This window comes from Pseudomonas sp. LBUM1668 (genome assembly GCF_059695715.1).
This window is the reverse complement of the sequence record NZ_CP166787.1, coordinates 743,601-764,302: the sequence shown is the minus strand read 5'-3', so window position 1 is coordinate 764,302 and position 20,702 is coordinate 743,601. Positions and strand designations below refer to the sequence as shown.

Sequence of the window (20,702 nt, the reverse complement as noted above, 5' to 3'; positions counted from 1 at the left end):
GGGATCTCGGGTGTGAATGCGTTCTGGATTACACCACCGGAACCTGTGGGAGCTGGCTTGCCAGCGATGGGGCCCGAACAGGCAACACCTGAGCGATGCCCCACGCCAGTTCGAAGACGAGGAAAATCAGCAAAATCGAACTGGCGCCATGGACCAGGGCATACCCCTGCCAAGCCGCAAACAGAAACCGCGCCACCGCGTCATAACGTCCATAAAGCGCCTGCGGATCACGAATCCGCAGCACCGCCCACACACAAACCACCGAACCCAACATATTCGCCATCAACATGTGCATCGGCGCGAACGCCGGCAACTCACCCGGCAAATCCATCGTCTGACTCAGCGCCGCCAAAACCCCATGCAAAAAAGCAAAACTCCACGGCGTCACAAACGCCGCCGTGACGATCAGGTCGTACCAGGCGCTGCCGCGCACCACGTTTCGATATTGTGTTGAAGTCCACATCGTCCATGCTCCAGAAATTTGAGGAGCAACCACGTTAAAGCCTGGAGTATGCTCCAGGGTCAAGCCCTCTTCAGAGCATCACAAATGCGCATCGGTGAATTGGCACAGGCCAGCGCAGTCAGTCGCGACACGCTGCGTTTCTATGAGCAACGCGGATTGATCGCGGCGCAACGCAGTGCCAATGGTTATCGCGACTACCCGCCGGAAATGCTGCAACTGGTGCTCTACATCAAGACGGCGCAGCGCCTGGGTTTTACCCTCGGCGAGATCGGCGACAGCGTTGCCGCACTGTGGAACGCGCCCGATCCGAAAAACGCTGTGGCGCAATTGCTGCGCGACAAGCTGCTACTGATTGAAACCCGCATGAGCGAACTCGACGCGCTACGGCATGAGTTGCAACTACGGCTCGGTCAGGCGTGTCCATTGAATCCTGAACTTTGACTTTCAAGGAACCCATCATGTCCCAGGCAAAAAACGCACTGATCATCGGCGCCTCCCGAGGCTTGGGCCTCGGGTTGGTGAAGACCCTGCTGGGCGACGGCTGGCAAGTGACCGCCACCGTGCGCAATCCCTCGAACGCCGAGGCGCTGCAAGCGCTGGGCAACGTGCGGATCGAGAAGCTCGACATGGATGACCAGCAGGCGGTGATCGCCTTGAACCAACAGTTGAAGGGCGAAACTTTCGACCTGCTGTTCGTCAATGCCGGGGTCAAAGGCCCGGCCGTACAGACCCCGGGCGGCGCGACCCTGGCGGAAGTCGGTCAGCTGTTTTTCACCAACGCGGTGGCGCCGATCAATCTGGCGCAACGCTTTGCCGGACAGATCCGCGATGGCAGCGGCGTGCTGGCGTTCATGAGTTCGGTACTCGGCAGCGTGACCATGCCGGATGCGCCGGAACTGGCGCTGTACAAGGCGAGCAAGGCTGCGCTGAACTCGATGACCAACAGTTTTGTCACGCAATTGGGCGAGCAAAAACTGACCGTACTGTCGCTGCATCCGGGTTGGGTGAAGACCGACATGGGCGGTGAAGGGGCTGACCTTGATGTGGACACCAGCACACGCGGTCTGATTGATCAGGTGAATGCGTTTACCGGCAAGGGCGGACATCACTTTATCAACTACAAGGGTGAAACAATTCCCTGGTAATTGATGATCCCCTGTAGGAGCTGCCGAAGGCTGCGATCTTTTGATTTTTTTAAGATCAAAAGATCGTCCGATCGCGGCCCGAGCCTTCGGCAGCTCCTACAGGGGTTGTGTATTTTGGTGATGTTGTCCTGTCGGGTGGGGCTTGCCCGGCGCAACGATTTGTTTGAAACTGCGCACCTCGTCCGTCGCGGCGAACCTGGATCAGCAGACAGGGCAACACTGAGCTGGCAACCCTGAACCCACTTTCAGAGGAGCCGGCGACAATGCCTGCGACCCGTACCTGGTTAAAAAACCCCCTCGCCATTTTCACCTCCAACGAGCTCGATGCCCGTGGCGGTCTGGTGCTGCAAGACGGCGTGATCGTCGAAGTGCTTGCTGCCGGTCAACAGCCGTCAGCGCCGTGCAATGAAGTGTTCGATGCTCGCGAGCATGTGATCCTGCCGGGCCTGATCAACACCCACCATCACTTCTATCAAACCCTGACACGCGCCTGGGCGCCGGTGGTCAATCAGCCGTTGTTCCCGTGGCTGAAAACCCTGTACCCGGTGTGGGCACGGCTGACGCCGGAAAAACTCGCCCTCGCCACCAAAGTCGCGTTGGCCGAGTTGCTGCTGTCGGGTTGCACCACCGCTGCCGACCATCATTATCTGTTTCCGGACGGTCTGGAAAACGCCATCGACGTGCAAGTCGAAACCGTGCGAGAACTGGGCATGCGCGCCATGCTCACCCGTGGCTCGATGAGCCTCGGCGAGAAGGACGGCGGCCTGCCGCCGCAGCAGACCGTGCAGGAAGGCCAGGTGATTCTCGACGACAGTCAGCGCCTGATCCACGAGTACCACGAGCGTGGCGACGGTGCGCAAATCCAGATCGCTCTGGCACCGTGCTCGCCTTTTTCGGTGACGCCGGAAATCATGTCGGCCAGCGCCGAACTGGCGAACAAACTCGACGTGCGCCTGCACACGCACCTGGCCGAAACCCTCGACGAAGAGGATTTCTGCCTGCAGCGTTTCGGCCTGCGCACCGTGGATTATCTGGACAGCGTCGGCTGGCTCGGCCCGCGCACCTGGCTGGCCCACGGCATCCACTTCAACCCGGACGAAATCGCCCGCCTCGGTCAGGCCGGCACTGGCATCTGTCATTGCCCAAGCTCGAACATGCGTCTGGCCTCGGGCATTTGCCCAAGCATTGATTTGACCGACGCCGGTGCGCTGTTCGGTCTGGGCGTGGATGGCTCGGCGTCCAACGATGCATCGAACATGATCCTCGAAGCGCGTCAGGCGCTGTACATCCAGCGCCTGCGTTACGGCGCCGAGAAGATCACCCCGGAGCGCGTGCTGGGCTGGGCGACCAAGGGCTCGGCGAGTCTGTTGGATCGTACCGACATTGGTGAACTGGCGGTGGGCAAACAGGCGGATCTGGCGTTGTTCAAGCTCGATGAACTGCGCTTCTCTGGCAGCCACGATCCGATTTCGGCGCTGCTGCTGTGCGGCGCAGACCGGGCGGATCGGGTGATGATTGGCGGCAAGTGGCGCGTGGTTGATGGCCAGGTCGAAGGGCTGGATCTGAAAGGCCTGATCGCCGATCACAGCCAGGCTGCTCGCCAGTTGATCGCCGGCACCTGATTCACCGCGATCCCCTGTAGGAGCTGCCGCAGGCTGCGATCTTTTGATTGTGTTTTGAAAAACGAGATCAAAAGATCGTCCGATCGCGGCCCGAGCCTTCGGCAGCTCCTACAGGGGGGGGTGTGGCGGGCTTAAAGGCCCAGCAGGGACAGCATGATGAAGGTCGCAAACAACACAAAGTGCGTCATGCCTTCAATAGCATTGGTCTCGCCGTCATTGAGATTGATCGCGCTGACGATCAATGTGAGAAAGATCATCACCGTCTGCACCGGGGTCATTGCCATCTGAAATGGCTGACCGGTATACAGCGCCATCGCTTCCATCACCGGCACGGTGAGGATCACCGTCGACAGTGACGCACCCATCGCAATATTGACCACCGACTGCATGCGATTGGCCAGCGCCGCACGCAACGCGGTCAAAATCTCCGGCGCCGCCGAAATCGCCGCCACCAGAATCGCCGTGATCACTGGAGGAGCGCCCGTCCCTTCCAGGCCCAGATCGAGGGTCTTGGACATCACCTCGGCCAATGCGCCGATCACCACAATGCCGAACACCAGAATGCCGATCGACAGGCCGATGCCCGGTGCTTTCGCCTGCGCGTCCTGCGGTTCTTTCTTGCGACGTTTGTCCGGGTAGCTGTAGCTGAAAAAGTAACTGTGCGGGCCGACCTGCATGCGCAAAAACAGCGCGTAAAGCACCACCATTGCACCGATGGTGAACGCCGAATATATCTTCCAGTTGGCCTCGGGAATGAACTCCGGCACCACCATCGACACGCCCATCGCGGTGAGGATCATCACGCTGTAGCTGCGCGCCGAATCGTCGTTGTAGGACTGCTCGCCATGCTTGATCCCGCCCATCAGCGCTGCCAGGCCGAGGATGCCGTTGATGTCGAGCATTACTGCCGAATAAATCGTGTCGCGCACCAGCGTGGGCGACGCTTCGTTGCTCATCATGATCGCCAGAATCACCACTTCCACCAGCACGGCGGCCAGCGTGAGGATCATCGTGCCGTATGGGTCGCCGACCTTTTCGGCGAGCAATTCGGCGTGATGGGCGACGCGCATCGAAGCGGCGACGATGAACGCGATCAGCACCAGACCGGCAGTCAGCGCGACGATCTGGCCGCTGTGCAGCATCCAGTGTTCCAACGGATAAGCGACGACTGCGGCGAGCAGGGCCAGCAGCAGAAAGCTTTCTTGCTTGAGGATTGAGAGCATGGCGGGCCTTTTTTGCCAAAGATTCGAATGAGCTACTGACTACGGCGCGGCGCTAACGTTTCGTTACACATTAGCGCACCAGCCGAAAGCAGCCGTTTCAACCGATGCACTTTTATTGGCCTCACCGGCCCCATCGCGAGCAGGCTCACTCCTACAGGGGAACGCTATTACCTGTAGGAGTGAGCCTGCTCGCGATAGCCTTCATGCGATTCCGGACGGGTTTGTTGTCCTGTTGGTCAGCAATTTGCATTGCCCCTGACCACACACAACAAAATGGAGCTCCAATTCATGCAAATACGTCCGCTGCACAAACTGCTGTGCGCCGCCATTGGTCTGGGGATAAGTCTGAGCGCCAGCGCTGCCGATCCGCTGAAGGTCGGTTTCGTCTACATCGGCCCGATCGGTGACCACGGCTGGACGTATCAGCATGAACAGGGGCGCAAGGCGCTGGCGGAGAAGTTCGGCGCGCAGATCACCACCAACTACGTGGAGAACGTCGCCGAAGGTGCCGATGCCGAGCGGGTGATCCGCAACATGGCGAAGGACAAGTACGACCTGATCTTCACCACGTCCTTCGGCTACATGAACCCGACGCTGAAAGTCGCCAAACAATTTCCCAAGGTGACCTTCGAGCACGCCACCGGCTACAAGCAGGACAAGAACCTCGGCACCTATCTGGCGCGCACCTACGAGGGCCGTTACGTCGGCGGCTTCCTCGCGGCGAAGATGACCAAGACCAAAAAGATCGGCTACGTCGCCTCCTTCCCGATCCCGGAAGTGATCCGCGACATCAACGCCATTCAACTGGCCCTGAACAAGTACAACCCCGGCACCGAGATCAAAGTGGTGTGGGTCAACTCGTGGTTCGATCCGGGCAAGGAAGCCGATGCCGCCAACGCGCTGATCGATCAGGGTGTCGACGTGGTATTCCAGCACACCGACAGCCCGGCTCCGATTCAGGCTGCCGAACGCCGCGGTGTCTACGCGGTGGGTTACGCCTCCGACATGGCCCACTTCGGGCCGAAAGCGGTGCTGACCTCGATCGTCAACGACTGGGCGCCGCATTACATTCAGGCGACTCAAAGCGTGATCGATCACAGCTGGAAGTCTCAGGATTACTGGGGCGGGCTGAAGGAAGGCACGGTTGAACTGCCGATCAGCGACCTGGTGCCAGCACCGGTCAAAGCCGAGGCCGAGCAGATCATTGCCGATATCAAGAGCGGTGCGTTGCAGCCGTTTACCGGGCCGATCAAGGATCAGGCCGGGGTCGAGAAAATCCCCGCGGGTGTGAGTGCGACCACGGCGGAACTGGCGTCGATGAACTATTACGTGGAAGGCCTGAAGGCTGAGATGCCGAAGTAATCCTCAGCGCCCCCCCCTGTAGGAGTGAGCCTGCTCGCGATAGCGGTGTGTCAGATACAAATGTGTCGAATGACGCACCGCCATCGCGAGCAGGCTCACTCCTACAATTGATCTTCAGCGTATTCAAGGATTGTGCATGAACAGTCTTCCGATCATCGACATCGCCCCGCTCTACACCGACAACCAAAACGCCTGGCCCGCCGTTGCTGAGCAAATCGACCACGCTTGCCGCGAGTGGGGTTTCTTCTACATCAAAGGTCATCCGATCACAGCCCAGCGCATCGACGCGCTGCTCGATCATGCGCAGCGTTTTTTCGATCTGCCGGCGGCAGAGAAGCTCAAGATCGACATCACCCAGACCCGCCACCATCGCGGCTACGGCGCCATCGCCACCGAACAGCTCGACCCGAACAAACCCAGCGACCTCAAAGAAACCTTTGACATGGGCCTGCACCTGTCGGCGGACCATCCCGAAGTGCTGGCGGAAAAACCCTTGCGCGGGCCCAACCGCCATCCGGTAATTCCCGGTTGGGAGGCGCTGATGGAACAACACTACCTGGACATGCAGGCCCTCGCGCAAACGCTGCTTCGCGCCATGACCCTTGCCCTGGACATCGAACGCGACTTCTTCGACAAGCGCTTTCTTGAGCCCGTGAGTGTGCTGCGCATGATCCACTACCCGCCGCGTCACACCGCCAGTTCCGCCGAGCAGCAAGGCGCCGGTGCGCACACCGATTACGGCTGCATCACCCTGCTCTATCAGGACAGCGCCGGCGGCTTGCAAGTGAAGAACGTCAAAGGCGAGTGGATCGACGCTCCACCGATTGACGGGACGTTTGTGGTCAATCTCGGCGACATGATGGCGCGCTGGAGCAATGACCGATATCGCTCGACACCGCACCGGGTGATCAGCCCGCTCGGGGTGGATCGCTACTCGATGCCGTTCTTTGCCGAGCCTCACCCGGACACCCGTATCGAGTGCCTGCCCGGTTGCCAGAGCGCAGAACACCCGGCGAAATATCCGACGACCACTTGTGCTGAATTCCTGCTGTCGCGCTTCGCCGATACCTACGCTTATCGACGGGAACAGGAAGCGGTGTGACGGATCGCTTGGTCAGGTTTTGCCAATTATTTCAGCAAGCATCTGTAGAATGCCGTCATTGCACCTGATGAGAAAAGAATATGTACGACTGGCTCAACGCCCTGCCCAAGGCCGAACTGCACCTGCATCTGGAAGGCTCGCTGGAGCCTGAGTTGCTGTTCGCTTTGGCCGAACGCAACAAGATCGCCCTGCCGTGGAACGACGTCGAAACCCTGCGCAAGGCTTACGCCTTCAACAATCTGCAGGAATTCCTCGACCTGTATTACCAAGGCGCCGATGTGCTGCGCACCTCGCAGGACTTCTACGACCTGACCTGGGCCTACCTGCTGCGCTGCAAGGCGCAGAACGTGATTCACACCGAACCGTTCTTCGACCCGCAGACCCACACCGACCGTGGCATCCCGTTCGAAGTGGTGCTCAACGGCATCGCCGCCGCGTTGAAGGATGGCGAGCAGCAACTGGGCATCACCAGCGGTTTGATCCTCAGCTTCCTGCGCCACTTGAGCGAAGAAGAAGCCGAGAAAACCCTCGATCAGGCGCTGCCGTTCCGTGACGCGTTTGTTGCCGTAGGCCTGGACAGCTCCGAAATGGGCCATCCGCCAAGCAAGTTCCAGCGCGTGTTCGATCGTGCCCGTCACGAAGGTTTCCTGACCGTCGCCCACGCCGGTGAAGAAGGCCCGCCGGAATACATCTGGGAAGCCATCGACCTGCTGAAAATCCAGCGCATCGACCACGGCGTACGCGCCATCGAAGACGAGCGCCTGATGCAGCGGATCATCGACGAGCAGATCCCGCTGACCGTGTGCCCGCTGTCGAACACCAAGCTTTGCGTGTTCGATCACATGTCGCAGCACAACATCCTCGACATGCTTGAGCGTGGCGTGAAGGTGACTGTGAACTCCGATGACCCGGCGTATTTCGGTGGTTACGTCACCGAGAACTTCCATGCGCTGTACGAACATTTGGGCATGACCCAGGATCAGGCCAAACGCCTGGCGCAGAACAGCCTCGATGCACGTCTGGTAAAACCTTAAGAGCAATACAAAAACCTGTGGGAGCGGGCTTGCCCGCGATGAGGCCATCAATTCCAACATCATTGTTGACTGACGGACCGCTATCGCGGGCAAGCCCGCTCCCACAGGTACAGTGTTAGCTCATGGATTCGGGCTCAGGCAAAGATTTCACACGCTCTGCTACGCCAGTTCCAGCTCTGTTTCCTTGGCAAATCGATGCAGTTCTCGCTGGCCAATAGCGGTCAGTTGCAACGCCCTCGAGTCATGGGGCAAGGTCAGCCAACCGGACTGCATGAACAACTGCAGCAACGCCGCGCCGAGTGAACCGCCCATGTGCGGACGACGCTCGCTCCAGTCCGGGCAGGCACAGGCCACCTGCACGTTGCGATGGGCCAGCGCCTGGATGAACACGCCACGGCCGGCCAACTTGTTCGCGCCTTTATGGGTCACCACCACGCGTTGCTCAAGCTGTTCGATCCAGCCGGCGTCGAGCAGGCGCTGATACAGATCGGCGGCCAGTGTGCCGCCCAGGTGGTCATCACAGAAACGAGCGCGCAACAGTGAAGACGGCGCCGCCGCAACCTTGGCCATCGGTGTCTTACGTTTGAACACCTCGGCGACTTCTCGCGGGGCACTGGCGATGGTGGCGCTGGCCAACGCTTCGATCGCAGCCCCTACCTCCGGTGCCGAGAGGCGGAAAAACCGTTTACGCCCACGGACTTCAACCTTCAGCAGTCCGCCAGCGGCCAGCCGTGCCAGATGCGCGCTGGCCGACGACGGCGACAGCCCTGCCAGTAGCGCAAGCTCCTCGGTCTGCCGGGCCGAGCCATCCATCAACGCCCACATCATCGCGCTGCGCTTGGGGTCGGCCAGCAACGTGGCGATCTGGCTGATGCAAGGTGCATGTTCCATGTATTCACTCCCTGTGGAATCGTATCGTCTACTGCTCGGAGACATCTTGACCAGTAATGAGTCGGCGGCCAAGACGCGAAAAACGCCCTGAGCCGGGGCAAGGCAGGCCATTGACACAACATGTTCCGGCGCCGAACCCGCAACCGCAGCAGTCCCCGGAATTAAACAAGGGCAGCTCAGCATTGATGGCGTTCGGGGCCGGTTTCGGTACTGGCATGAGGCGGGCGCTAGTATAAGCGGGATGCACGCGCCGTCCCGCGCTGTGGACTGCATGGGTGGTGATTGTTCCTGACAGAAATTTCTCTATTTACCTGCGACTAATGATCAACTTTCGAGAAAGCGGGAAATTGACTACTCAAATCAGCGCAACGGCTGGCGAGCATCTCCCTTAAAAGGTTCACAGGCTTACTCAATTGTGCGCGATGGGCGCACAACAAGTTCAGCGGAGCGCGCTCACACAGCAGCTCCGGCAATAGCACTTTGAGGCGCCCGGCGAGAACATCGGCGCCCACGTCCAGCCAGGATTTGTAGGCAATGCCGGCACCCGCCACGGCCCACAGACGTACCACGTCGGCGTCGTCGCTGAAGCGGTCACCCGTGACAGTAAGGCTGACTTCGCGCTTGCCGTCAGTGAAGCTCCAGTGGTCATGGACCCGACTGCCGAGCATGAACAACAGGCAATTGTGCTGGGCCAGTTGTTCGAGTTGCCGCGGTTCGCCGTGCCGCGCCAGGTACGCCGGGGATGCGCAAAGCACGCGACGATTGTGCGGCGCGATGGGCAAGGCGATCAGGCTGGAATCTTCCGGCTCGCCATAACGCAGGGCGATGTCCACCGGTTGGCGAAACAGGTCGGCAATGCGGTCGCCGAGCAGCAAGCGCACGGTCAGTTTCGGGTGCTCGCGCTGGAACTCGTCGAGCCACGGCAGCAGCAGGTTGCGGCCAAAGTCGGAAGGCGCCGACAGCTGCAAGACTCCGCTGACCTGATCCTGCCCGCTGGCCAGCAAACGCCGCCCCTCCTCGAGATTGCTCAACGCCGCCCGAGCGTATTCGAGAAAGCCTTCACCCTCGGCCGTCAGGCGCAAGCTGCGCGTCGAACGGGCGAGCAGACGCGCACCGAGTTGCTGTTCGATACGTTTCAGCGCCGCGCTGGCCACCGCGGCGGACATATCCATCACCCGCGCCGCCGCCGACAGGCTACCCAGATCCGCTGCCCGGACAAACAATTGCAAGTCATCGAAACGCAGCATTCCAGCCTCGATTATCAAAAAAATATTGAAAGAGACTGCTCTTTTAGCCGGTTTTATCTCGCAGAGAAATAGCTAATCATCAGCCCTATCTTCTACTACCTGTGCGGAGCCCTCCATGAAAGCCATTGCCTACTACGCCTCACTGCCCATCAGCGACGCCAAATCACTGCAAGACATCGATCTGCCTGAGCCAGTAGCCGGCCCGCGCGACTTGCTGGTGGAGGTCAAAGCCATTTCGGTCAACCCGGTCGACACCAAGGTGCGGCAGAATGTGGCGCCTGAAGACGGTGCCGCGAAAGTGCTGGGCTGGGACGTGGCCGGCGTGGTCAAGGCAGTTGGCAGCGAGGTGACGCTGTTCAAGGCTGGCGACAAGGTTTTCTACGCTGGCTCCATCGCCCGCGCGGGCGGCAACAGCGAACTGCATGTGGTCGATGAGCGGATCGTCGGCCATATGCCCAAGTCCCTCGGTTTCGCCGAAGCCGCGGCCCTGCCGCTGACCGCGATTACCGCATGGGAGTTGCTCTTTGAACGCCTGCAAGTCAGCGAAGGCCATATCGATAATGGCCAGAGCCTGCTGATCGTCGGTGCGGCGGGTGGCGTCGGTTCGATCCTCACCCAATTGGCCAAGCAACTGACCGGCCTCAAAGTGATCGGCACCGCCTCCCGTCCACAGACCCGCGACTGGGTCAGCGAACTGGGGGCGGATCTGGTCATCGACCACAGCCAGCCGCTGAGCGAAGAACTCAAACGCGCCGGCATCAATAACGTGACCCACGTCGCCAGCCTGACTCAGACCGATCAGCATCTGGATCAACTGGTCGAGGCGCTGGCGCCGCAAGGCAAACTGGCGCTGATCGACGACCCGAAGTCGCTGGACGTGACCAAGCTCAAGCGCAAGAGCCTGTCGCTGCACTGGGAGTTCATGTACACCCGTTCGCTGTTCGAGACGCCAGACATGATCGAACAGCACAAGCTGCTCAACCGCGTGGCCGAGTTGATTGATGCAGGCACGTTGAAGACGACCGTCGGCGAGCACTTCGGCACGATCAATGCGGCGAATCTGCGTCGCGCGCATGAATTGCTGGAGAGCGGCAAGGCCAAGGGGAAAATTGTTTTAGAAGGTTTCTAAGGATCAGAAGATCGCAGTCTGAGGTAGCTCCTGCAAGGGCTGCGATCTTCTTTTGCCGTCAGTCAGATGCTTGACCGTTGTCACAATTGCGATCGTATTCAGGTCTACAATCGAAACCTCTGCGATACATCTTTTACGCAAGGGAGGTCAGCAATGAAGATCCTGATAAAAGAAGTGGCAAAGTCTCAATGGCAGGTTCGACTCGACCAGCACGCCGTGACATTCCGCAGTGAAGCCGAAGCGCTGGCCTTCACTCGCACCCTCGAAGCGCGACTCTGCGCGCCACACAAGATTCCCGATCACGGCCAGCAACGCGCGGCAGGCTGAGGTTCAAGCCTGGGCTTGGGCCTGAGCCAGGGCTCGGGCATTTTGCAGACGTCGGGTAAGAATCGCGACGATCACCACCAGAAAACCGCACACGCTGATGACGATGGCCATCGGCACGGCTGTGCCATCGTGCAATACCCCCACCAGCGCCGAGGCCCCGGCCGCGACACTGAATTGCATGCAACCGAGCAACGCCGACGCGCTGCCGGCGCGCGCGCCCTGCCCGTTCATCGCGCAGGCGGCAGCGTTAGGGCTGATGCAGCCGAGGCTGGACACGCAGATGAACAATGGAATCAACAACGGCCAAAGTGCTTCAGTGTGCAAGGCGCTGACGGCCAGCAATGTCAGCCCGGCAGCCAGGTAAACCCAGACCGCACGCGACAGCAGAAACGCCGGGCCACGCTTGGCCAACAACCGCGCATTGACCTGCGCTACCAGAATGAACCCTGCCGCGTTCGTACCGAACAGCCAGCCGAAATGCTCGGCCGGAACGCCATACAGTTTGATGAAGATGAACGGTGAGCCGGCAATGTAAGCGAACATTCCGGCGATCGCGATTCCGCCGGTCAGGGCGTGGCCGAGGTAAATCCGATCCTTCAGCAGCCGTCCATACTGACGCAGTGCACCGGACAGCGGCTGGCGCGGCATGTCTGCGGGCATACTTTCCGGCAGACCGAGCGCCACGGCCAGACCTGCCAACGCGCTGAACCCGGTCAGCACCAAAAAGATCGACTGCCAGCCGGTTGTGTTGACCAACAGCCCGCCGAGCATCGGCGCCAGAATCGGCGCCAGGCCCATCACCAGCATCAACTGCGAGAAGACTTTCGCCGAGCCCACGGCATCGCATTTATCGCTGACCACCGCCCGGGCGATCACCATCCCTGCACAACCGCCCAACGCCTGGACGAAACGTGCGCCGATCAGCCATTCCAGGTTCGGGGCATAAGCACATGCCAGTGATGCCAGAGTGAACAGCGCCAGACCAATGAGCAACGGAACCCGTCGACCGAAGCGATCGGCTACCGGGCCGTACGCCAGTTGGCCGATGGACAGACCGAGAAAATACGCTGCCAACGTCATCTGCACGTGCTTCTCGTCGGTGCCGAACGCGAGCGCCATCGACGGAAATGCAGGTAAATAGAAGTCGATCGCCAACGGACCGAAAGCGGTCAAGGCTCCGAGAATCAGAATGGTACGAAAGTTCATCAGGCATCCAGGTTGGCAATTCGGCAGCCCGATAGTCTAGCCGGGCATGGACGCCTTGAACATTCCGATAGCTGGCTAACAATCAGAAAACGGGATATCAAGATCAAAAGATCGCAGCCTTCGGCAGCTCCTACAAGAGCAACGCAAATCCCCTGTAGGAGTTGCCGAAGGCTGCGATCTTTTTGCTTTTTTCAGTCAAGAACAATCAGGCAAGTTTCACCGCGTACCCTTCTTCGCTGATGATCTCGATGACCTGTTCGGCACTCAATGTACTTTCGACGCCGACCTCTTTTGCTGCCAGATCAACGCGCACATTGGCCGCCGGATCCTTGGCCTGCACGGCTTGTGTGACGGCTTTGACGCAGTGACCGCAGGACATGCCTTGAACATTGAACACTTGCATGGAATGACTCCTTTGAGTGAGTTTGCCGGCAGTGTCGAGCTTGCCACGATGGCAAGGTCAAGTTCTTGAATAAACTGCCGGGCTGGCAATCGGCGCCGCGCTCGGCCAAGCTGCATCCATCAATGACATGAATTCAGGAGATTCAGCCATGCGCTGGTCAGCTTTCAGCCTGTTTGGCTTTCTCGGCCTCTTTGCCGCCATCCCTTCGGTGCACGCCGCAGGTGAGGACTATGGGGTGCTGATCATTTCCCGCGAGCGTCTTGAAGTGGCGACCTCGTGCGAAATCGGTGTGTATATCCAGGATCAACTGTCGGCGCGGCTGTTCCAGGAGCAGAGCGCTTCGTTCAACCTGCCGCCGGGCACCGTGTCGCTGCGCCTGAAATTGCTGCCGGGGCAAGTGGCCGGGTGCAGTCCGGGAATGCTGGCGCCGGGTTCGCAGGAAATCAAATTGCAGGCCGGTGATATCCAGAAGTACCGGATTGCGATGACGCAGGAAGGTATGTACCTCAAGCGCGCCGACCTCGGCTATTAGTCAAATCCAAAAATGTATGAACAACCTTTGTGGTGAGGGGATTTATCCCCGATGGGTCGCGCAGCGGCCCCCGCCTTCCGAAAATACACAGAGCAACGACTGCAACACGATATTGACTGACACGACGCCTTCGCGAGCAAGCTCGCTCCCACATTTATTGTCTTGCGGCATTCTCAAGATTGGCGCTTGACCTTGCCCGCATGGCAAGGTTGATCCTGTAGGCAACTTCTACAGGGAGCGTGAACGATGTCCGAATCCATCACTTTCGATCTGCCGATTGCCGGCATGACCTGCGCCAGTTGCGCCGGGCGTGTCGAGCGGGCCTTGAGTAAAGTCAGCGGCGCCAGTGCCGTCAGCGTCAACCTCGCCACCGAACAGGCCCGCGTCAAGGCGCCCGGGGACAGTCTGCCGGCGTTGATGGACGCGGTTGAACGCGCCGGTTACAGCGTGCCGCAACAGACCCTCGAATTGAGCATCGACGGCATGACCTGCGCGTCCTGCGTCGGTCGTGTCGAGCGCGCCCTGAACAAAGTCCCCGGGGTGAAAAGCGTCAGCGTCAATCTGGCCAACGAACGCGCCCACCTCGAATTGCTCGGTCAAATCGATCCACAGATCCTGCTCGACGCGGTGAGCAAGGCCGGTTACGCCGCCAGCGTCTGGCAAGCCGAACACCCTCAAAACGATAATCAGCAACAGCGTCTGCAACGTGAGCGCTGGGCACTGATCTGTGCCATCGCCCTGGCCTTGCCGCTGGTGTTGCCGATGTTGCTGCAACCGTTCGGCATCCACTGGATGCTCCCGGCCTGGGCGCAGTTTGCCCTCGCCACCCCAGTGCAATTCATCTTCGGCGCGCGGTTTTACGTGGCGGCTTGGAAAGCCGTGCGCGCCGGAGCCGGCAACATGGATTTGCTGGTCGCCCTCGGCACCAGCGCCGGTTATGGCTTGAGTCTCTACGAATGGGCCACCGCCGCCGGGCGCATGCCGCACCTGTATTTCGAAGCGTCGGCGGTGGTCATCGCGCTGGTGCTGCTCGGCAAATACCTGGAAAGCCGCGCCAAACGCCAGACCGCCAGCGCCATCCGCGCCCTCGAAGCTTTGCGTCCGGAGCGGGCGATTCAAGTGATTGACGGCCGCGAGCAGGATGTCGCCATCAGCGCTCTGCGCCTCAATGATCGGGTGTTGGTCAAACCCGGCGAGCGCTTCCCGGTCGACGGCGAAGTGCTGGAAGGCCAAAGCCACGCTGACGAAGCGTTGATCAGCGGCGAGAGCTTGCCGGTGCCGAAACAGCCCGGCGACAAAGTTACCGGCGGCGCCATCAACGGTGAAGGCCGGCTGCTGGTGCGCACCACGGCCCTCGGCGCGGAAAGCCTGCTGGCGCGCATCATTCGCCTGGTCGAAGACGCCCAAGCGGCGAAAGCACCGATCCAGAAACTGGTGGATAAAGTCAGCCAGGTGTTCGTTCCGACCGTGCTGGTGTTGGCGCTGGCGACACTGATCGGCTGGTGGCTGTACGGCGCGCCGCTGGAAACCGCGTTGATCAACGCCGTCGCGGTACTGGTCATCGCCTGCCCCTGCGCCCTCGGCCTCGCCACACCCACCGCGATCATGGCCGGCACCGGCGTGGCCGCGCGCCACGGCATCCTGATCAAGGACGCCGAAGCCCTGGAGCGCGCCCATGAAGTCAGCAGCGTGGTGTTCGACAAGACCGGCACGCTGACCTCCGGCACGCCGCGCATCGCGCATTTCAGTGCAATCGACGGTCATGAAAATAATCTGCTGCAACTCGCCGGCGCCCTGCAACGCGGCAGCGAACACCCGCTGGCCAAAGCGGTGCTGGATGCGGCCGCCGAACGTGAGCTGGATGTACCGGACGTCAGCGACAGCCAGTCGCTGACCGGTCGCGGCATCGCTGGCAATCTCGACGGTCGGCGCCTGGCTCTGGGCAATCGGCGAATGCTCGAAGAAAGTGGCCTGAGCGCCGGCGATCTGGCGGATTCGGCAAAAGCCTGGGAAGCCGAGGGTCGTACGCTTTCGTGGCTGATCGAACAAAGCCCCGAGCCCCGCGTTCTCGGTTTGTTCGCCTTCGGTGACACCCTCAAACCCGGTGCACTGGAGGCGGTGCAACAGCTTGCCGCTCGAAATATCCAAAGCCATTTGCTGACCGGGGATAACCGTGGCAGCGCGCGCGTGGTGGCTGAGGCTCTGGGCATCAACAACGTCCACGCCGAAGTCCTGCCAGCCGACAAAGCCGCCACCGTCACCGAACTGAAAAAAACCGGCGTCGTGGCCATGGTCGGCGATGGCATCAACGACGCCCCGGCGCTCGCGGCAGCCGACATCGGCATTGCCATGGGCGGCGGCACCGACGTCGCCATGCACGCGGCGGGCATAACGCTGATGCGCGGTGATCCACGACTGGTGCCGGCGGCGCTGGAAATCAGCCGCAAGACTTACGCGAAGATTCGCCAGAACCTGTTCTGGGCCTTCGTCTACAACCTGATCGGCATTCCGTTGGCGGCGTTCGGCTTTCTCAACCCGGTGCTGGCCGGCGCGGCGATGGCACTGTCGAGCGTCAGCGTAGTGAGCAATGCGCTACTGTTGAAAACCTGGAAACCCAAGGATCTGGAGGAGCATCGATGAACATCGGCCAAGCGGCCCGGCAAAGTGGCCTGAGCGCAAAAATGATCCGCTACTACGAATCGATCGGCCTGCTCAAAGCGGCCCATCGCACCGACAGCGGCTACCGGGTCTACGGCGCCGATGACTTGCACACACTGGCGTTCATCAAGCGTTCGCGCGACCTCGGTTTTTCACTGGAAGAAGTCGGCAAGCTGCTGACCCTCTGGCAGGACCGTCAACGGGCCAGCGCCGATGTGAAGGCGCTGGCGCGGCAACACATCGATGAACTGAACCAGAAGATCCGCGAACTCGGCCAGTTGCGCGACACGTTGCAGGACTTGGTCGAGCATTGTCAGGGCGATCATCGCCCCGACTGCCCGATCCTCAAGGAACTGGCGTCGGGCTGCTGCGCGCAACCCGCCCGCGCCTGAGCGCCAGCCCCTTCACCGCCAGCAACGTGCCGAGTGGAATGCCGTGGAACAACATGACCACGGCACCCGGCGTCCACCATGAGTAAAACGGTGCGGCGATCAGCATGCCGACGCCGAAGCCGGTCATCTGCAGTAACGTCAAAAAGCTGAAAATCGGCAGGCGCAAATGCTCGGGCTCGCGTTGCAGGCGCGACATCAGACCGACCTCGGAAAAGCCGTCACCCAGCCCCGCCGGCAACGAAAACAACAGCAGTCCATACAGGCTGTGCTGCTGGAACATCAGGATAAAACCGCAGGACATCAACGCCACCCCGAAAAAAAACCGACGCTCGAGATGGATGTTGTCCGAGCCTTTCAAACGGCTGGCGATCCGCGCGCCGAGCAGTTTGCCGCTGGCCCACACCGCCAGCATCAGGCCCAGGGTTGTGCTTGCTGAATCCGGTGACAGCAGTTTGGAAATGATCGGGAATCCGACGTTGTGCGCGGCGCTGCCCAAGGTGTCGGCCATCGTCACCGCGAGCATCGCAGCAACTACCGGGGCACTGCGCAAACCTTGCTTGAGGGCCGACCACTCGCCACGCTCGGGCGCTGGGTTGATAGTCACAGGCTCGAAACGCAGCGGCACAATCAACAACGCCGCGAGCAAATAGGTCAGCGCGTTCAAGGCAAATACCGTTTCGAACCCAAACCCCGCTACCAGCAACCCTGAAACCAGGCTGCCACCGACCATGGCTGCGGAAGAAGCCGAGGTGATCCAGGCGTTGGTCTTGAGCAACTGCGACGGCTCGATCAGCCGTGGTAACTGACTGTTGAGACCGATGGCAAACATCGAATTGCCCAAGCCCAGCGCGAAAGCGATCACCGGCAACAACAGCGCTTGCTGACTGACCGGCACGATCAACAACAAACCGAGCACGCCGGCGCGCAACAGATCAAACGCGATCAGCGGCAGACGGCCGCTCCAGCGTCTATAAAAACGCGTGCCGATCAGACTGGCGAAAATCCCGCCCCCCACGCGGCTGGCAAGGAAAATCCCCACGCTCATGGCGCTGTTGCTGAGCAGATAGACGTAGGTGGCCAACGCGACCATGTTGAGGAAGGCGCCGAAATCGGAGATCAGCCGGGCAGTGATGATGAAGCGGGTGTTGGCGTTCACATACGATCCTTGTAGGAGCTGCCGAAGGCTCGGGCCGCGATCGGACGATCTTTTGATCTTGCCTTTGAAAAACAAGATCAAAAGATCGCAGCCTTCGGCAGCTCCTACAAGGTCAGCAGCATCAAATATGTTTGTGGTTGCTTATGGGAATGTATCGGGCGCAAAAAACCCGGCCGAAGCCGGGTTTCTGTTCAAGCAATCACTGCATCCACGGGGGAGGCGGTGGCTCGTCCGACTTGCCCTTCGGCTCGTCGTCCGCCGCACGAATCGCTTGCTTGCGCTCTTCATCGAGTCGCGCCGCTTCGATCTCGCGCAGAATGCCGCCAACATCCGCCTGCTCTTCCGGATCGTCGAACTCACCGGTCAGCACGCTGGCCGGGTGCAAGGTGCCGGCTTCGTATAGCGCCCACATTTCCTTGGCGTACTTGGTCTTCTTCAACTCCGGAGCAAAGCGACCGAAGTACGAAGCCATGTTGCCAACGTCACGCTCGAGCATGCTGAACGCGTGGTTGTTGCCCGCCGCATCGACTGCCTGCGGCAGATCGATGATCACCGGGCCGGTTGGTGTCAGCAGCACGTTGAACTCCGAGAGGTCACCGTGCACCAGACCGGTACACAACATCAGCACGATCTGCGAAATCAGGAACGCGTGATACTCGCGCGCCTGATCCGGCTCCAGCACCACGTCGTTCAGACGCGGCGCGGCATCGCCGTACTCGTCGGCCACCAGCTCCATCAACAGCACGCCTTCAAGGAAGTCGTACGGTTGCGGAACCCGAACGCCCGCGCCGGCCAGCCGGAACAGCGCGGCGACCTCAGCGTTCTGCCAGGCGTCTTCGGTTTCTTTCTTGCCGAACTTCGAGCCCTTGGCCATTGCCCGTGCCTGTCGGCTGTTGCGTACCTTGCGACCTTCCTGATATTCGGACGCCTGGCGGAAACTGCGTTTGTTCGCCTCCTTGTAGACCTTTGCGCAACGTAACTGATTGCCGCAGCGCACCACATAAACAGCTGCTTCTTTACCACTCATCAGTGGGCGCAGCACTTCGTCGACCAGACCGTCCTCGATCAGGGGTTCAATGCGTTTTGGAGTCTTCATCAGCTTTTATTGTGGGTCCTTTATTACCAAACACGCGAATGTCACTCGTTATACGGCAATCCTCGCGCTTCGGGGAGGGGTTGCCGACCTGTGAACCTTATGAATGCACACACTGTGCCGAAAAAATCGACCGCAGCGAATCATAGCTGAGCCGGTGGTAAATGTTGGTAAACAGTGAGGAGGGCATTTGCGACAGAATCTGACATCGGGTGTTCTGGCCCTTGCCCCTCACCCCAGCCCCCTCCCGAGGGAGAGGGACTCTTCTAGCGCTCAATAATCGCGGTAACCCCTTGCCCCCCCGCCGCGCAGATCGAAATCAACCCTCTTCCCTGCCCCGCCGCATCCAGCAACTTCGCCAGATTGGCGACAATCCTCCCGCCGGTCGCGGCAAACGGATGCCCCGCCGCCAGTGAACTGCCTTTTACATTGAGGCGACTGCGGTCGATGGAACCCAGCGGCGCCTCAAGCCCCAGACGGGTTTTGCAGTACTCGGGATCCTCCCAGGCCTTGAGCGTACACAAAACCTGCGCGGCGAACGCCTCATGAATTTCGTAATAGTCGAAATCCTGCAAGGTCAGGCCGTTGCGCGCCAGCAAGCGGGGAACCGCGTACACCGGCGCCATCAGCAGGCCTTCGGCGCCGTTGACGAAGTCCACCGCCGCCGTTTCGCCATCGCGCAGGTAGGCCAGGATCGGCAAGCCACGCTCGTTCGCCCATTCCTCACTGCCAAGCAGCACCACCGACGCACCGTCCGTCAGTGGTGTGGAATTACCCGCCGTCAGCGTGCCTTTGGCGCTTTTTTCGAACGCCGGTTTCAGCGCGGCGAGTTTTTCCAGGGTCAGGTCCGGGCGCAGGTTGTTGTCACGGGTCAGGCCGAGGAACGGCGTCATCAGATCGTTGTGCCAGCCTTCGCCATAAGACGCGGCCAGTTTGTGATGACTTTCGAGGGCTAATTGATCCTGATCTTCGCGAGCAATATTCCAGGTCTGCGCCATCAACTCGCAGTGTTGGCCCATCGACAGGCCCGTGCGCGCTTCGCCGTTGCGCGGAAAATCCGGGATCAGGTGTTGCGGGCGCAGTTGCAGAAAAGTCTTGAGCTTTTCACCGGTGGTCTTCGCGCGGTTGGCCTGCAGGAGGATTTTGCGCAGGCCTTCGCTGACGCCGATCGGCGCGTCGGAGGTGGTGTCGACGCCGCCGGCAATGCCGCAATCGATCTGGCCGAGGGCGATTTTATTGGCCACCAGCAACGCCGCTTCCAGCCCGGTGCCACAGGCTTGCTGGATGTCATAGGCCGGGGTGGTCGGTGACAGGCGTGAGCCGAGCACGCATTCGCGGGCCAGGTTCATATCCCGTGACAATTTAAGCACCGCGCCCGCCACCACCTCGCCGATGCGCTGGCCGTGCAGGTTGTAGCGTTCGATCAGGCCTTCGAGGGCTGCGGTGAGCATCGCCTGATTGCTGGCCGCGGCGTAAGGGCCATTGGAACGAGCGAAGGGAATACGGTTACCGCCGATGATCGCGACGCGGCGCAGCTGACTCATGAAAAGCTCCTGTTTGGATTCCAGATTACATAGCCCCCTGTGGGAGCTGGCTTGCCAGCGATGGGGCCGGCACATCCAACAAATTCATTGGCAGACAGTCCGCCATCGCTGGCAAGCCAGCTCCCACAAGGGCATTGGTCTACTCTGCTGTTCTAGCGTAGGCCTTATTGCGT

At 60.4% G+C, this 20,702-nt stretch carries 20 protein-coding genes; 11 read left to right on the top strand and 9 right to left on the bottom strand.

The annotated features are described in order from the left end of the window. Positions 1-28 precede the first annotated feature (28 nt). Positions 29-463, bottom strand: coding sequence for a hypothetical protein (locus tag ACA061_RS03320; RefSeq protein WP_210554180.1), 435 nt, complete (start codon positions 461-463; stop codon positions 29-31). An 84-nt stretch (positions 464-547) separates the two neighbouring features. On the opposite strand from ACA061_RS03320, the gene ACA061_RS03315 reads away from it, so the two are divergent. From ACA061_RS03315 to ACA061_RS03305, 3 genes are all read left to right on the top strand, one after another. Beyond that, on the top strand, positions 548-904 hold the full coding sequence (locus ACA061_RS03315) for a MerR family transcriptional regulator (RefSeq protein ID WP_210554181.1): 357 nt from the start codon (positions 548-550) through the stop codon (positions 902-904). Positions 905-921: 17 nt separating this feature from the next. Next, entirely contained in the window at positions 922-1,608 is a 687-nt protein-coding gene (locus tag ACA061_RS03310; RefSeq protein ID WP_210554182.1) for an SDR family oxidoreductase, read from the top strand. Between the two features lie 263 nt (positions 1,609-1,871). Then, positions 1,872-3,230 carry an 8-oxoguanine deaminase gene (locus ACA061_RS03305; protein ID WP_497300580.1) on the top strand — a complete coding sequence of 453 codons (1,359 nt, stop codon included), beginning with the start codon at positions 1,872-1,874 and terminating at the stop codon, positions 3,228-3,230. Positions 3,231-3,361: 131 nt separating this feature from the next. Here the strand turns inward: ACA061_RS03305 and ACA061_RS03300 are convergent, their stop codons facing one another. Next, entirely contained in the window at positions 3,362-4,453 is a 1,092-nt protein-coding gene (locus tag ACA061_RS03300; RefSeq protein WP_210554183.1) for a calcium:cation antiporter, read from the bottom strand. 288 nt (positions 4,454-4,741) lie between these two features. Here ACA061_RS03300 and ACA061_RS03295 point away from each other — a divergent pair, with 288 nt between their 5' ends. From ACA061_RS03295 to ACA061_RS03285, 3 genes are all read left to right on the top strand, one after another. After that, a complete protein-coding gene (locus tag ACA061_RS03295) occupies positions 4,742-5,815 on the top strand; it encodes a BMP family ABC transporter substrate-binding protein (RefSeq protein ID WP_497300578.1) in 1,074 nt (357 codons plus the stop codon). Between the two features lie 136 nt (positions 5,816-5,951). Then, positions 5,952-6,917, top strand: coding sequence for a 2-oxoglutarate and iron-dependent oxygenase domain-containing protein (locus ACA061_RS03290; protein WP_210554184.1), 966 nt, complete (start codon positions 5,952-5,954; stop codon positions 6,915-6,917). Positions 6,918-6,997: 80 nt separating this feature from the next. After that, positions 6,998-7,951: an adenosine deaminase gene (locus ACA061_RS03285; protein WP_042557518.1), complete on the top strand. Its 954-nt coding sequence runs from the start codon at positions 6,998-7,000 to the stop codon at positions 7,949-7,951. A gap of 159 nt (positions 7,952-8,110) precedes the next feature. Here ACA061_RS03285 and ACA061_RS03280 read toward each other — a convergent pair whose 3' ends face one another. Next, on the bottom strand, positions 8,111-8,842 hold the full coding sequence (locus tag ACA061_RS03280) for an ArsR/SmtB family transcription factor (protein ID WP_150617914.1): 732 nt from the start codon (positions 8,840-8,842) through the stop codon (positions 8,111-8,113). A gap of 317 nt (positions 8,843-9,159) precedes the next feature. After that, positions 9,160-10,089: a transcription regulator VimR gene (vimR, locus tag ACA061_RS03275; protein ID WP_150617915.1), complete on the bottom strand. Its 930-nt coding sequence runs from the start codon at positions 10,087-10,089 to the stop codon at positions 9,160-9,162. Between the two features lie 115 nt (positions 10,090-10,204). On the opposite strand from vimR, the gene ACA061_RS03270 reads away from it, so the two are divergent. After that, positions 10,205-11,218, top strand: a complete 1,014-nt coding sequence (locus ACA061_RS03270) for a zinc-binding alcohol dehydrogenase family protein (RefSeq protein WP_150617916.1) — start codon at positions 10,205-10,207, stop codon at positions 11,216-11,218. Between the two features lie 153 nt (positions 11,219-11,371). Then, positions 11,372-11,545, top strand: coding sequence for a hypothetical protein (locus ACA061_RS03265; protein ID WP_191626421.1), 174 nt, complete (start codon positions 11,372-11,374; stop codon positions 11,543-11,545). Positions 11,546-11,548: 3 nt separating this feature from the next. On the opposite strand, the gene ACA061_RS03260 is transcribed toward ACA061_RS03265, so the two are convergent. Further along, positions 11,549-12,751 carry a multidrug effflux MFS transporter gene (locus ACA061_RS03260; protein WP_497300575.1) on the bottom strand — a complete coding sequence of 401 codons (1,203 nt, stop codon included), beginning with the start codon at positions 12,749-12,751 and terminating at the stop codon, positions 11,549-11,551. A 205-nt stretch (positions 12,752-12,956) separates the two neighbouring features. Next, positions 12,957-13,154: a heavy-metal-associated domain-containing protein gene (locus tag ACA061_RS03255; RefSeq protein WP_210554186.1), complete on the bottom strand. Its 198-nt coding sequence runs from the start codon at positions 13,152-13,154 to the stop codon at positions 12,957-12,959. Positions 13,155-13,302: 148 nt separating this feature from the next. On the opposite strand from ACA061_RS03255, the gene ACA061_RS03250 reads away from it, so the two are divergent. The 3 genes from ACA061_RS03250 to cueR all read left to right on the top strand — a co-directional run bounded on the left by ACA061_RS03250 (position 13,303) and on the right by cueR (position 16,736). Then, positions 13,303-13,686, top strand: coding sequence for a hypothetical protein (locus tag ACA061_RS03250; protein ID WP_497300574.1), 384 nt, complete (start codon positions 13,303-13,305; stop codon positions 13,684-13,686). A gap of 246 nt (positions 13,687-13,932) precedes the next feature. Then, positions 13,933-16,326, top strand: a complete 2,394-nt coding sequence (gene cueA, locus ACA061_RS03245; protein ID WP_497300573.1) for a copper resistance metal-translocating P1-type ATPase CueA — start codon at positions 13,933-13,935, stop codon at positions 16,324-16,326. Continuing rightward, positions 16,323-16,736, top strand: a complete 414-nt coding sequence (gene cueR, locus ACA061_RS03240; protein WP_150602525.1) for a Cu(I)-responsive transcriptional regulator — start codon at positions 16,323-16,325, stop codon at positions 16,734-16,736. The genes cueA and cueR overlap by 4 nt, the downstream gene beginning before the upstream one ends. On the opposite strand, the gene ACA061_RS03235 is transcribed toward cueR, so the two are convergent. The 3 genes from ACA061_RS03235 to ACA061_RS03225 form a co-directional block, all read right to left on the bottom strand. Further along, complete coding sequence (locus ACA061_RS03235) at positions 16,690-17,892, bottom strand: MFS transporter (protein WP_497300572.1); 1,203 nt, start codon at positions 17,890-17,892, stop codon at positions 16,690-16,692. The two genes, cueR and ACA061_RS03235, sit on opposite strands and share 47 nt — an antisense overlap. Positions 17,893-18,091: 199 nt before the next feature. Beyond that, a complete protein-coding gene (locus ACA061_RS03230) occupies positions 18,092-18,988 on the bottom strand; it encodes a PA4780 family RIO1-like protein kinase (RefSeq protein ID WP_042557508.1) in 897 nt (298 codons plus the stop codon). A 263-nt stretch (positions 18,989-19,251) separates the two neighbouring features. Then, the gene (locus ACA061_RS03225) at positions 19,252-20,529 is read right to left on the bottom strand and encodes an acetyl-CoA C-acetyltransferase (RefSeq protein ID WP_497300571.1); all 1,278 of its coding nucleotides are present in this window, start codon (positions 20,527-20,529) and stop codon (positions 19,252-19,254) included. Positions 20,530-20,702 lie beyond the last annotated feature (173 nt).